Source organism: Clostridium sp. AM58-1XD, from assembly GCF_003464085.1.
GTDB lineage: Bacteria > Bacillota > Clostridia > Lachnospirales > Lachnospiraceae > Lachnoclostridium_A.
Window position 1 is genome coordinate 132,952 of the sequence record NZ_QSDR01000003.1, and the last position, 12,859, is coordinate 145,810.

12 protein-coding genes and 1 pseudogene are annotated in these 12,859 nt (G+C 46.8%); 12 read left to right on the forward strand and 1 reads right to left on the reverse strand.

Features of this window, described 5'->3' with window-relative positions; all coding sequences use genetic code 11:
* Positions 1-14: 14 nt before the first annotated feature.
* Together DXA13_RS02650 and DXA13_RS02655 are read left to right on the forward strand one after the other, a co-directional pair.
* The gene (locus tag DXA13_RS02650; protein WP_181995506.1) at positions 15-470 is read left to right on the forward strand and encodes a TRAP transporter small permease; all 456 of its coding nucleotides are present in this window, start codon (positions 15-17) and stop codon (positions 468-470) included.
* Positions 471-504: 34 nt separating this feature from the next.
* Positions 505-1,782, forward strand: a complete 1,278-nt coding sequence (locus DXA13_RS02655) for a TRAP transporter large permease (protein WP_118241774.1) — start codon at positions 505-507, stop codon at positions 1,780-1,782.
* 152 nt (positions 1,783-1,934) lie between these two features.
* On the opposite strand, the pseudogene asnA reads toward DXA13_RS02655, so the two are convergent.
* A pseudogene (gene asnA, locus DXA13_RS02660) lies at positions 1,935-2,941 on the reverse strand (aspartate--ammonia ligase).
* A 247-nt stretch (positions 2,942-3,188) separates the two neighbouring features.
* Here asnA and DXA13_RS02665 point away from each other — a divergent pair.
* From DXA13_RS02665 to DXA13_RS02710, 10 genes are all read left to right on the forward strand, one after another.
* On the forward strand, positions 3,189-4,361 hold the full coding sequence (locus tag DXA13_RS02665) for an L-threonylcarbamoyladenylate synthase (RefSeq protein ID WP_118241862.1): 1,173 nt from the start codon (positions 3,189-3,191) through the stop codon (positions 4,359-4,361).
* 37 nt (positions 4,362-4,398) lie between these two features.
* Entirely contained in the window at positions 4,399-4,893 is a 495-nt protein-coding gene (locus DXA13_RS02670; RefSeq protein ID WP_118241776.1) for a dCMP deaminase family protein, read from the forward strand.
* A gap of 2 nt (positions 4,894-4,895) precedes the next feature.
* Positions 4,896-6,644 carry a B12-binding domain-containing radical SAM protein gene (locus DXA13_RS02675; RefSeq protein WP_118241778.1) on the forward strand — a complete coding sequence of 583 codons (1,749 nt, stop codon included), beginning with the start codon at positions 4,896-4,898 and terminating at the stop codon, positions 6,642-6,644.
* A gap of 12 nt (positions 6,645-6,656) precedes the next feature.
* Positions 6,657-7,313, forward strand: a complete 657-nt coding sequence (gene nth / locus DXA13_RS02680; protein WP_118241780.1) for an endonuclease III — start codon at positions 6,657-6,659, stop codon at positions 7,311-7,313.
* Positions 7,313-8,026, forward strand: a complete 714-nt coding sequence (locus DXA13_RS02685) for a 3'-5' exonuclease (protein ID WP_118241782.1) — start codon at positions 7,313-7,315, stop codon at positions 8,024-8,026. Before nth ends, DXA13_RS02685 begins: the two co-directional genes overlap by 1 nt.
* 162 nt (positions 8,027-8,188) lie before the next feature.
* Positions 8,189-9,760: a VanW family protein gene (locus tag DXA13_RS02690; protein ID WP_347559660.1), complete on the forward strand. Its 1,572-nt coding sequence runs from the start codon at positions 8,189-8,191 to the stop codon at positions 9,758-9,760.
* Positions 9,761-9,836: 76 nt separating this feature from the next.
* A complete protein-coding gene (locus DXA13_RS02695; protein ID WP_118241786.1) occupies positions 9,837-10,343 on the forward strand; it encodes an AIR synthase-related protein in 507 nt (168 codons plus the stop codon).
* A gap of 50 nt (positions 10,344-10,393) precedes the next feature.
* Positions 10,394-10,876: an Lrp/AsnC family transcriptional regulator gene (locus tag DXA13_RS02700; RefSeq protein ID WP_118241788.1), complete on the forward strand. Its 483-nt coding sequence runs from the start codon at positions 10,394-10,396 to the stop codon at positions 10,874-10,876.
* Positions 10,873-12,042 carry an aminotransferase class I/II-fold pyridoxal phosphate-dependent enzyme gene (locus tag DXA13_RS02705; protein WP_118241790.1) on the forward strand — a complete coding sequence of 390 codons (1,170 nt, stop codon included), beginning with the start codon at positions 10,873-10,875 and terminating at the stop codon, positions 12,040-12,042. The genes DXA13_RS02700 and DXA13_RS02705 overlap by 4 nt, the downstream gene beginning before the upstream one ends.
* A 4-nt stretch (positions 12,043-12,046) precedes the next feature.
* Entirely contained in the window at positions 12,047-12,544 is a 498-nt protein-coding gene (locus DXA13_RS02710) for a tRNA (cytidine(34)-2'-O)-methyltransferase (protein ID WP_118241863.1), read from the forward strand.
* Positions 12,545-12,859: the final 315 nt, after the last annotated feature.

The window sequence follows — 12,859 nt, forward strand, 5'->3', positions numbered from 1 at the left end:
AGGATGGCTGTAATATGGAAGAGAAGAAAAAGAAGGGCATAAGCGGCCATGGGATTTTCGTAATGGAGAATCTGATATTTCTGATGTTTCTCGTAATGGTCGTAATCGTATTTGTTAATGTAGTTGGGAGATTCTTTTTTCAGAAAGGAATTACGGAGTCGGAAGAGCTGGCAAAAATCCTGTTTGTATGGATTACTTTTATAGGTACGGTTCTCTGCTTTTATGAAGGAAAGCATATTGCCGTGGATGTGCTGCTGATCTTCCTTCCGCCGAAAATCAGAAAAGTATTTGACGTAGTGAGCAATCTGCTCGTTACTGTAATTCTGGCACTCGTTGCATGGTATGGGATCAGCTTTGTAAAAACCAGCTTTGGAATGGTATCGCCTCTGACCAAGATTCCTCAGCCGGTGATCCATCTGATACTTCCGGTCAGCTTTGTGATAATGATCGCTATGAATATCAGGATCTGATTGATATTCTGAGATGCGTAAAGGAGGATGAAAAATGATTTTTGTTGAATTTCTGATCTCCATGTTCGGACTGCTTCTCGTGGGAGTCCCTATAGCGATAGCGATCCTAGGGACGGTAGCAATTATGATTCTGACGACCGGTCTTTCCAACTTCACATTGATTCCGACGTATCTGTTTAGCGGAACAAACAGCTTTGCCATGATGGCGGTCCCGTTTTTTATGCTGGCAGGAGAAATTATGAATGAAGGGGAACTTTCGGCAGGCATTGTGGGATTCTGCAGGACGCTTCTGGGTCATGTAAAGGCCGGTCTTGGCTATGTAGCGGTCCTGGCATGTATGATGTTTGCCTGCGTTTCAGGAGCAGCTGTTGCAACAGTGTCTGCAATCGGAGGAATTATGCTGCCCATGCTGATGGGAGAAGGCTACGATAAAGATGATTCTACGGCAATTATATGCGCCGGTTCCATTACCGGGCCAATTATACCGCCTAGTATACCGATGGTGCTGTTTGGAACGATCAGCGGAGTGTCGGTGACAAGGATGTTTGTCAGCGGTGTCATACCGGGAATTATTGCCGGCCTGCTTGTGATGATAACATGGAAGCTGATGAGCAGAAAAAAAGATTATAAGGTTTTGAAAAGAGCAACGCTTAAAGAAGTGCTCATAAGCGGAAAACAGGCTTTGCCATGTCTGATCATGCCGGTAATCATGATGGGCGGTATGCTGACGGGCATCTTTACCCCTACGGAAGCAGGGGTGGTGGCAGTCGTATATGCGTTTTTGGTCGCCGCATTTGTCAATAAGAAAATGAGCGTTGCAACGCTGAAAAAGTGTATGGTCAACGCGGCGAAATCGAGTGCGGTTGTCATGTTTATCGTTGCAACGACAACAGCGCTGGCTGCCATTATTACGGTTGCTCAGATTCCTCAGGTGATTGCCGCCGGGCTGTCGGCAATTTCTAAAAATCCTCTGGTGATTATGTGCCTGATCAACCTGATCATTCTTGTAATCGGACTGTTCATGGATGTGATTCCTGCAATTTCGATTGTTGGTCCCATATTTCTGCCGATTGTGAAGGCATTGGGCATTGACCCCACCGTATTCGGCGTGACAATGATATTCGGGCTTGTAATCGGCCTGTTGACTCCGCCAGTAGGAGCTGTGCTTTATATCGGCTGCAGCATGGGGGACGTGCCGCTGTTCAGGCTGGTGAAAAAAATACTTCCGCTCGTACTCGTGTACATAGCGATCCTGTTCTTGCTGACCATATTCCCCGGTATCATTACATTCCTGCCGGATCTGGTCATGTAATCCGGTAGTAGGGGATTAAAAAGCCATTGCTCGGTAAGGAAATGGTTTTAAAATTATATAACAGCAAACAAAAAGAAGGAAAAGAGAGTGCGGCAGCATTCTCTTTTCCTTCTTCGTGAAACGATGTAATCATAGTTCTCCGTCAGAAACGGTTATAATAAAATGATATTGTGCTCTATACACTCTTTTCTCATGCCGTCCGGCCACAGGCTCGCCTGTACTTCGCCGATATGGGCGCGGTCGAGAAGCAGCATACAGAGACGGGACTGCCCGATGCCGCCGCCGATTGTGTAAGGAAGTTCCTTATTCAGGATCATCCGGTGGTATGGGAAACGTCACGGTCAAGGCAGCCTGCCTTTTCCAGCTGTTCGTGGAGAGAAGTTTCATCCACGCGGATTCCCATACTGGAAATCTCCAGGGCGCAGTTGAGGTTCTCAAACCAGAACAGAATATCTCCATTCAATGACCAGTCATCATAGTCCGGCGCACGGCCGTCATGGGGTTCTCCGCTGGCCAGCTTGTCGCCGATCTTCATCAGAAATACACAGCCGTACTCTTTTGTAATTAGATTTTCGCGTTCCTTTGGAGTTTTATCCGGATAGCGGTCTTCCAGTTCCTGTGTGGTAATAAACGTAATATCTTTTGGAAGATGCTTCACCGCTTCGGGGTACTTATACCATACTTCATGCTGCATGTGTTTGATGATTTTAAAGATTGTACGAACGGTAGACTCCAGCGTTTCGATGGTCCGTTCCTCTTTTGTAATTACCTTTTCCCAGTCCCACTGATCGACGTAACAGGAGTGGAGGTTATCCAGCTCTTCATCGCGGCGGATCGCGTTCATATTCGTGTACAGGCCCTCGCCTGGCTGAAAGCCATAGTCATGAAGCGCCATACGTTTCCATTTTGCAAGAGAATGAACAACCTGGACAGTTTCGTCCGGGATGCCGGCAACATCGAAGGAAACGGGACGTTCCACTCCGCTCAGATCATCGTTCAGACCAGTGCTCTGTCTTACAAAAAGCGGTGCGGAAATACGTTCCAGATTCATCTCCTTGCCGAATTCTTTCTGAAATGTATCTCGTATATATTTAATGGCTTCCTCTGTCTGTCGTACGTTCAGTTTCGGATCATAATCCTTTGGAAAAATAAGTGACATTGAAATCGCCTCCTGATTTAAACATGTTCCTTATATTAGCAGAATCCATAAAAGATTGCAAGAGATTTGCGAAAGTTATATTATATAGTAACTCTGTACCAATTTTTACATCGGATGTCCATCTGAGCTTTTTAAAACGGCTTTTCCGGTCAAGAAGAGGCGCCGTATGAACTGTTGCATCTTGCATGGAGATTACCGTTGTGCTATGATACAAGCTAAGATTGAGGATAAAAGGGAAGGGAAAATAATGGAGACGAAGAGAGTCATTGTTACAGATAAGGAGCAGGTGAAGGACGAAGAGCTGTTGGAAGCTGCCCGGATTCTGAAAGAGGGAGGTCTTGTTGCATTTCCTACAGAAACGGTATACGGACTGGGAGCCAATGCCCTCGATGAACAGGCGGCTAAAAAGATCTATGCTGCAAAAGGCAGGCCCTCTGACAATCCTTTAATTGCCCATATTTCAGATATAAAAGAGCTGATTCCGCTGGTAAAAGAGATTCCGGAAGCAGGAAAAAAGCTGATGGAAGCCTACTGGCCGGGGCCGCTTACAATGATTTTTAATAAAAGCGATTTAGTGCCATATGGTACTACAGGAGGCCTCGATACGGTCGCCGTAAGGATGCCCAGCGATAAGGTGGCTAACAGGTTGATCGCCCTAGCCGGGGTTCCGATAGCAGCACCAAGCGCCAATACTTCCGGCCGTCCCAGCCCTACGACGGCTGATCATGTGTGGAAAGATATGAACGGTAAGATCGAGATGATCGTAGACGGAGGTCCTGTAGGAATCGGAGTGGAGTCTACAATTGTAGACGTTACGGAAGAGATTCCCGTCATTCTGCGTCCCGGTGCGATTACGATGGAGATGCTTAAGGGACTGCTGGGAGATGTAAGAATAGACCCGGCAATTGTAGGCCCAATGAAGCCTGATATGAGGCCGAAAGCGCCGGGAATGAAGTACCGCCACTATGCGCCGAAGGCTGATATGACTCTGGTTGAACTGTCAGATGAGACAAAACAGGCTCTGGAAGATAAAAACGGCAGTTTTTACCGTTCTGTTATGCATAGAATCTCAGACTGCGCAAAGGATATTCATATCGGGGCGGAAGACTATCTCCTGTCCTGGGAAGTGAAGAGACTGGCGGAAGAAGCGGCAGAACAGGGGTTAAAAGTAGGTGTAATCTGTACCGATGAGACGAAAGAAGAATACGAATGGGAGCGTTCTAATATCTTTATCGTACGCAGTATGGGGCTCAGGGCGAGGGAAGAGACCGTCGCTCATAACCTTTATGCGGTACTGAGGGAATTTGACGATCTGGAAGTGGACTTTATCGTAGCGGAGGGATTTGCCAGAACTCAGCTGGGGCAGGCGATTATGAACCGTCTGACAAAGGCTGCCGGACACAAGGTTGTTAAAATATAAGAGATAGAATACGTCAGGATGAGGGGAGAGATTTACAATGTCACAGAAAAGGCAGGATTATATTACCTGGGATGAATATTTTATGGGAGTCGCCATGCTTGCTGCAAGACGTTCCAAAGATCCCAGCACACAGGTAGGCGCATGTATCGTAAGCCAGGATAACAAAATCCTTTCCATGGGATATAATGGCTTTCCGAAGGGATGTTCAGACGACGAGTTTCCATGGGGGAAAGAGCATGAGAAGGATGATCCCTACAATTCAAAATATTTTTATTCGACCCACAGCGAGCTCAACGCCATACTGAATTACCGCGGCGGCAGCCTGGAAGGAAGCAAGCTTTATGTGACTCTGTTCCCCTGCAACGAATGTGCGAAAGCTATCATCCAGGCGGGGATCAAAACGCTTATTTATAAAGAAGATAAATACGCGCAGACACCTGCCGTCATGGCTTCCAAACGTATGCTCAATGCGGCGGGAGTCAGACATTATCAGTATCAGTCCACCGGAAGAAAGATAGAACTGGAAGTATAGAGATGAAATTTCTGTTAGCTGCGATCAATGCGAAATATATCCATTCCAATCTGGGCGTGTACAGCCTGAAACAGTATGCGCAGGCGCATCATTTGGGAGCAGATATAGAGATCGGAGAATATACCATTAATCACCAGATGGAGCATATTCTGAAGGACATTTATATAAGAAAGCCGGATGTCATAGGATTTTCCTGCTATATATGGAACATTTCCTATGTAGAAGAACTGATACACGACTTGGAGAACGTGCTTCCGGACGTTCCTGTCTGGCTGGGAGGACCGGAGGTATCTTTCTGCGCCGCGGATATGCTTGAGAGGGAACCGAACATTTATGGAATCATGATCGGAGAAGGAGAAAGGACATTTGCCTCCCTTCTTGAAGCATATGAGGCTGCATGGAAAGCGCCTGGCAGCTTCGACAAAGAGAAACTGGCCGAGAGACTGTCTTCCATACCGGGACTGGCTTACAGAGGACAGGAAGGCGATGTATTGATAACGCCGCCCGGGCCTGTAATGAATATGGACGATATCCCGTTTTCGTATCAGGACCTGAAAGGATTCGAGAACAGAATCATCTATTACGAAAGCAGCAGAGGCTGCCCCTTTTCATGCAGCTACTGCCTGTCTTCCATTGACAAATCTGTGAGATTTCGCAGCCTGGAGCTTGTAAAAAAGGAACTGGACTTTTTCCTGGAGCATCAGGTGCCTCAGGTGAAATTCGTAGACAGGACGTTTAACTGCAGAAAGGACCATGCCATGGCGATATGGAAGCATATTGCAGATCATGACAATGGAATTACCAACTTTCATTTTGAAATATCGGCGGACCTGCTGGATGAAGATGAGCTGCTGCTCCTCGGGACGCTTCGCCCCGGACTGGTTCAGCTTGAAATAGGTGTTCAAACCGCTAATTTGCAGACGATTCATGAAATCAGAAGAAAGACGGATCTGAACAGATTGAAGGAAGTGGTGGCCAGAATCAAGAAAGGCCATAATATTCATCAGCATTTGGATCTGATTGCCGGACTTCCGTTTGAGGATTACAGCAGTTTTAAAAGGTCGTTCTGCCAGGTGTATGAGATGGAGCCGGATGAACTTCAGCTGGGATTTTTGAAGGTGTTGAAAGGCTCGTATATGGCGGAAAAAGCCGCTGATTACGGTTTGCTCTGCAGACAGTCACCACCATATGAGGTGCTGTGCACAAACTGGATGTCATATGGGGACATTCTGCGGTTAAAGGGCGTGGAAGAGATGGTGGAAGTTTATTATAACAGCCGCCAGTTTATTCATACAACAGCCGCTCTGGCCGGGGAGTTTGATTCTCCTTTTGACATGTTTGAAAGTCTTGCCCAGTATTATGAAATGGAGAAATTATATGAGGTCAGGCATAACCGGACGGCCAGATACGAAATCTTATACAGATTTCTGTGCAGCCTGAGGAATATGACGGCCAGTCGTCTGAAGAAATTCAGGGATCTTCTCATATACGATCTCTACCTCAGGGAGAACGTGAAAAGCCGGCCGGACTTTGCTGCGGATCAGACACAGTTTAAAAACGATATAAAACCGTACTATGATGATTACTGCCGTGCTCACCGGCAGAAAGATAAGAGAATGGTTCATATAGAGGTTATGGAAGACGGAAGATATATATTGTTTGACTATGAGGTGCGGGATCCGCTCACATATAACGGAACTGCACGGACGATTCAGAGAAAACAGGAAACAGAGATGAGTACTGAAAAGTAAACGGAGTGAAATATGGCAAAAAGAGAAACGAAAGCGGAGCGGAATGAGCGGGTAAAAAAAGTTCTGGAACTCCTGGATCAGGAATATGGAACAGAATACAGGTGTTATCTGAACCATGAGACGCCCTGGCAGCTTTTAATTGCTGTTATTATGAGCGCTCAATGTACAGACGCCAGAGTCAACATCGTAACGGCAGACCTGTTTAAAAAATATGATACGCTTGAAAAATTTGCAGAAGCAGAACTGGCGGAACTTGAAAAAGACATTCATTCCATTGGATTCTATCATATGAAGGCCAAGAATATTATATCCTGCTGTAAGGATCTGGTTCAAAAATATAACGGCGTCGTCCCGAAGACGATCGAAGAACTTACTTCACTTGCAGGTGTAGGAAGAAAAACGGCAAATGTGATACGTGGCAACATCTATAACGAGCCTAGCATTGTGGTGGATACTCATGTTAAGAGAATTTCCAGAAAGCTGGGGTTTGCCCGATCAGAAGAACCGGAAAAAATTGAATATGAACTGATGGAAGTGCTTCCAAAGGAGCACTGGATTCTTTGGAATATACATATTATCACCCTGGGAAGAACGATATGTGTAGCCAGAAATCCCAAATGTGAGGAATGTTTTCTGAAAGATTACTGTCCCTCCAGAGGAAAGAAATAATGATAGAATCTTATGTGGCCATCGATCTGGAAACGACGGGGCTGAATCCGAAACAGGACAGAATTTTAGAAATCGGAGCTGTACTGGTATGCAACGGACATGTTACAAAAGAGTTTTCCACATTAATCAATCCAAAACGGGAGATTACGGACAAAATTGTGGATTTGACGGGAATTTCAGGAGAAATGGTGGAAAACGCCCCCGGAATTGATGATGTGATTGATGAGGTGCTGTCATTCTGCAGTGATTGTCCTCTTTTGGGCCACAACATTCTGTTTGATTACAGCTTTTTGAAGAGAGCGGCGGTAAACAGCGGCCATCTGTTTGAAAAGAATGGCGTCGATACGCTGAAACTGAGCAGAAAGTTCATGCCTCAGGAGGAGAAGAAGAATCTTTCCGCCGCATGTGAATGGTTTCATGTTAAAACTGACAGGGCTCACAGAGCGCTTGCGGATGCATATGCGGCACATGAGCTGTATCAGGCAATGAAAAACATGTATTCAGATCAGGAACCGGGTGCTTTTTCAGCCGGGATTTTACAATATCATGTAAAAAAGGAACAGCCTGCCTCAAAAAGGCAAAAAGACCACTTGCGTGATTTACTAAAATATCATAAAATATCTGTATCTTTGCAGATTGATGATTTGACACGTAATGAAATTTCCAGAATTACGGATAAAATCATTTCACAATATGGAAGAATTATAAAATAGGATAAAAGAGGTGAGAGAGAATGATTAATTTCAATGATAAAAAGACAGGATTTAAGAAAGCGATTGCAGCATTTGTTATTATTCTGCTTGCAGTTGCGATGGTATTGCCGATGGCATTATCGTTTATGCCGTAAAGCCGTAAATTTGGAGTATGAGGAGTATATGATGAAAAAGAAAGTGTGGATTGGCGGCCTGGCAGCGGCGGTACTGGCAGTGGGGGTTTTGGCATTGTACCCGACAGACGCGCAGGCGACAGAAATTCCTGTCGGTATTTCAGCAGGAGGACAGGATCTGGGGGGGCTTACAAAAGAAGAAGCTGAACAGACAATAAGAGATTATGTAACCAGTATGGAAGGCCAGAAGATTACTCTTACAATCGGCCAAAATGAGGTCGAGACTACCGCAGGTGATCTGGGATTTCACTGGAGCAATGAAGAGGCCGTAGAAGAGACGGTCAGCCGCTTTACGGAAGGCAATCTTCTCAAGCGCTATATGGTATTAAAGGACCTGGAAAAAGAAGGGGCGGAGATTAAACTGGAGACGGCTGTTGACCAGGCGAAGGTGGAAGCTTTTGTCAATGAAAACAGCACGGGTCTGGAAGGCGGTGCCAAGGATGCATCCATCACCAGAGAAAACGGACAGTTTATCATTACTCCTGGAGAGCCGGGGATTGCAGTCGACGCAGAAGCGACGGCCGCTGCGCTGAACGAGGCGCTGCAGGGCGGTCTGGACAGTCCGATCCAGGTAGAAGCGGCGGTTACGGAAAGCCAGCCCAGGATCAGAACGGAAGATCTGGAAACGATTCAGGATGTTCTGGGTACATTTACGACCGACTTTAGCAGCAGCGGTTCATCCAGAGCGAAGAACCTCCAGGTAGGAGCTGCCAAGATCAATGGCCATCTTCTGATGCCGGGGGAAACTCTTTCCGGCTATGAGTGCATGCAGCCGTTTACAACAGCGAATGGTTATGCAACAGCGGCCGCTTACCAGAACGGCCAGGTAGTTGACAGTATAGGCGGAGGCGTCTGCCAGATTGCAACAACGCTTTATAATATGGCGCTTCAGGCAGAACTGGAGATTACACAGAGACAGAATCATTCTATGATTGTCACATATGTAAAGCCGTCTATGGATGCAGCGATTGCAGGAACGGCAAAAGACATTAAAATTACTAATAATTACAGCACACCGATCTACGTAGAAGGTTATACTGAGAACAGAAAACTCACTTTTACCTGCTACGGAAAAGAAACGAGACCTGAAAACCGTAAGGTGGAGTACGTATCAGAGACGCTGGGCCGCACCGACCCGGGAGCTCCGATTGAGCAGGTGAATAACGCACTCGCTCCGGGGGCAAGAAGAAAAGTTCAGTCCAGTCATGCAGGCCTGCGTTCCAGATTGTGGAAGGTGGTGACTGTTGATGGACAGGAGACGGAGAGAACCCTTCTCAGCACAGATACTTATAATGCTTCGAAGGCGATTTTCCAGGTAGGACCGACAGCGCCCGCACCGACACCGGCGCCAGTACCGGAGACACAGCCGTCCACATCGCAGCCGGAGACACAGGCCCCTGTAGAAGGCCATGACGGAGGCCCTGGCGTGAGCATGAACCAGCCGACACAGCCGGCCGAGACCCCGGCAGCCGCTCAGGTGCCTGAGACGCAGCCGCCCGCGCCTGAAACACAGCCGGCGCCGCCCGCAGCGGAAGGCGGAGCTGGAGAAGGGCCAGGCTGATGAGAAGAAAAGTGATCAGGGAGAGCAGGGGATTCATGAAGCCGGCCAGGATATTGTTGCGGCCGGGTTTGCAGGAATGGCCGGAACCCTGGCGATCGTCCGGGAGAAGAGAGAGGAGCTGGAACAGTATTTCAGCTCTTCCTATATAGAAACCATTAACAACCAAAAAACGGCAGAATCAGACAGGAATCTGGAGCAGTGGAAGGAATTCGGAGCGACGGAGTGCGAACCGGCAGGAGAGGGAGGAATATTGACCGCCCTCTGGAATTTGTCGGGAGCGTACAGAGTTGGGATTGAATTCACACTGCGTCAGATTCCTGTTAAGCAAGAAACGATAGAAATCTGTGAGTATTATGATCTGAATCCATATCGTCTGTACTCAGAAGGCTGTATTCTTCTGATCGCCGGCCATGGGGCCAGACTGACCGAACGCCTGAAACGGGAAGGAATCCATTCCGCCGTGATCGGCCGGGTAAACGAAGGCGTGAAAATGGAGATACTTATGGAAGAAGGGGTAGCCTGTCTGGAACGCCCTCAAAAAGATGAACTGGAGAAAGTAATTCCTGGATACTTTCAGCGTTGAAGGTCAAAGGGATTGCATATAGAAAAAAGTATTGATAAGGAGGCAAAGCTATGAGAGAAAAAATTCTGGCAGTGATTGAGAAAAACAGCAGAATCGACGTGAAAGATCTGGCGGTTCTGTTGGGAGAGAGTGAAGTCGCGGTCGCCAACGAAATAGCTGCAATGGAAAAAGAGCATATTATCTGTGGATATCATACGCTGATCGACTGGGATAAGACCGACGATGAAAAAGTCACTGCTTTAATTGAGGTGAAGGTTACGCCTCAAAGAGGTATGGGGTTTGATAAGGTAGCGGAGCGCATTTATCAGTACAATGAAGTAGAAGCCGTCTATCTGATGTCCGGTGGCTATGATTTTACAGTTATCATTGAAGGAAGGACCATGCGCCAGGTCGCTCAGTTCGTATCTGAGAAATTATCTCCGATGGAATCGGTTTTGAGCACGGCAACCCATTTTATACTGAAAAAGTATAAAGACCACGGAACTGTTCTTGCAGAGGAAGAGCAGGATGAAAGGATGTTGATTACTCCATGAGAAATCCGTTATCAAAGACCATAGTGAATATACAGCCGTCAGGAATCCGAAAATTCTTTGACATTGTCAGCGAGATGAAAGATGCGATTTCCCTTGGAGTAGGAGAACCTGATTTTGATACGCCGTGGCATATTCGTGAAGAGGGAATTTATTCTCTGGAAAAGGGAAGGACATTCTATACGTCCAATGCCGGACTCAAGGAGCTGAAGGTTGAAATCTGCAATTATCTGAACAGGAAGTGCAGCCTCAAGTATGACCCGAACCATGAGGTCATGGTAACTGTAGGCGGAAGTGAGGCTATCGATATCGCGCTGCGCGCCATGATCGATCCGGGCGACGAGGTACTGATTCCGCAGCCGAGTTACGTTTCTTATGAACCGTGTGCAATTCTGGCTGGCGGAACGCCTGTTATCATTCAATTGGAAGAAAAGGATGAATTCAAACTGACTCCAGAGAAGCTTCTGGAAAAAATAACGCCGAAGTCAAAGATTCTGGTGCTCCCATTCCCAAACAATCCGACAGGAGCAATCATGGAAAAGGAAGAGCTGGAGAAGATAGCTGAAATCGTCGTTGAAAAGGATTTATTTGTAATTTCTGATGAGATATACTGCGAGCTTACATATAAGGGTGATCATACCTCAATTGCATCCTTCCCGGGCATGTGGGAAAGGACCGTTGTGATCAATGGATTTTCCAAGTCCTATGCGATGACTGGCTGGAGGCTGGGATATGCTGCCGCACCACGGATCATTCTGGATCAGATGCTGAAAATCCATCAGTTTGCGATTATGTGCGCTCCGACTACGAGCCAGTATGCAGCCGTTTCCGCCTTGAGAAACGGTGATCCGGATGTAAAGATGATGAGAGAATCCTATAACCAGCGCCGCCGTTTCCTGGTAAACGCACTGAGGGAAATGGGGCTGGAATGCTATGAACCGTTTGGAGCGTTCTATGTATTTCCAAGTATTAAGCGTTTCGGAATGACATCGGATGAATTTGCACTGCAGCTCCTTCAGGAGGAGAAGGTAGCAGTTGTCCCCGGTACTGCGTTTGGGGCAAGCGGAGAAGGATTTATCAGAGTTTCTTATGCGTATTCGTTAAAGAGCCTGAAAGAGGCCCTGGAGCGGATCAAACACTTTATAGACCGTCTGGATGGAAAGGCATAAGGAAATGAACATCGTACTTTATGAGCCGGAAATGCCGGCAAATACGGGAAATATCGGCCGTACCTGTGTGGCGACGGATACGAAGCTCCATCTGATTGAACCTTTGGGATTTAAGCTGAATGAGAAGGCGATCAAACGGGCGGGTCTGGATTACTGGGATAAGCTGGATGTGACGGTATACAGCGATTTCCAGGATTTTCTGGACAGAAATCCGGGGGCGAAAATCTATATGGCTACGACGAAAGCGCCCATGGTCTATACAGAAGCCGCCTATGAGCCGGATTGTTTTATCATGTTCGGCCCGGAAAGCAGGGGAATCCCGGAAGAGATACTCCTGGAGAATCAGGAGACGTGCGTCCGGATTCCTATGTGGGGGGATATCCGTTCCCTGAATCTTGCGAATTCCGTTGCGGTTATTCTCTATGAAGCGCTGCGCCAAAATGGATTTGAGGACATGAAGCTTGAGGGAAAGCTGACAAAATATGATTGGAAACAGTTGTAACGGCGGATAAGCGTAAAGTAAAATAAGATATAAAAAGAGGACTTCGGGTCGCCGGCCTGCGTGTAGAGCGTGCAGGTCGGCTGACTCGAAGTCCTCTTTGTTTTGGCGTACCCGGCGGCGAATGAGAGAAGACTAATTTTATGATACTTGACATTGCAATAATGTTATGTTTTACTAAAATTATAGAGTAAATGGGGTTTGATTTGTTGTTTTTATACAAATTGAAGTAAACGATCAGCTGCTTTTTACACCATTAGGGTATTTTACTGAAGGATGACAGCGGGATTGTCTTTAGGTAATATTTTAAAGTATGCT

Excerpts from the sequence above, each read along its gene's own strand:
- DXA13_RS02650 (WP_181995506.1), top strand. The coding sequence starts at position 15 with ATGGAAGAGAAGAAAAAGAAGGGCATAAGCGGCCATGGGATTTTCGTA.
- DXA13_RS02655 (WP_118241774.1), top strand. The coding sequence starts at position 505 with ATGATTTTTGTTGAATTTCTGATCTCCATGTTCGGACTGCTTCTCGTG.
- DXA13_RS02665 (WP_118241862.1), top strand. The coding sequence starts at position 3,189 with ATGGAGACGAAGAGAGTCATTGTTACAGATAAGGAGCAGGTGAAGGAC.
- DXA13_RS02670 (WP_118241776.1), top strand. The coding sequence starts at position 4,399 with ATGTCACAGAAAAGGCAGGATTATATTACCTGGGATGAATATTTTATG.
- DXA13_RS02675 (WP_118241778.1), top strand. The coding sequence starts at position 4,896 with ATGAAATTTCTGTTAGCTGCGATCAATGCGAAATATATCCATTCCAAT.
- nth (WP_118241780.1), top strand. The coding sequence starts at position 6,657 with ATGGCAAAAAGAGAAACGAAAGCGGAGCGGAATGAGCGGGTAAAAAAA.
- DXA13_RS02685 (WP_118241782.1), top strand. The coding sequence starts at position 7,313 with ATGATAGAATCTTATGTGGCCATCGATCTGGAAACGACGGGGCTGAAT.
- DXA13_RS02690 (WP_347559660.1), top strand. The coding sequence starts at position 8,189 with ATGATGAAAAAGAAAGTGTGGATTGGCGGCCTGGCAGCGGCGGTACTG.
- DXA13_RS02695 (WP_118241786.1), top strand. The coding sequence starts at position 9,837 with ATGGCCGGAACCCTGGCGATCGTCCGGGAGAAGAGAGAGGAGCTGGAA.
- DXA13_RS02700 (WP_118241788.1), top strand. The coding sequence starts at position 10,394 with ATGAGAGAAAAAATTCTGGCAGTGATTGAGAAAAACAGCAGAATCGAC.
- DXA13_RS02705 (WP_118241790.1), top strand. The coding sequence starts at position 10,873 with ATGAGAAATCCGTTATCAAAGACCATAGTGAATATACAGCCGTCAGGA.
- DXA13_RS02710 (WP_118241863.1), top strand. The coding sequence starts at position 12,047 with ATGAACATCGTACTTTATGAGCCGGAAATGCCGGCAAATACGGGAAAT.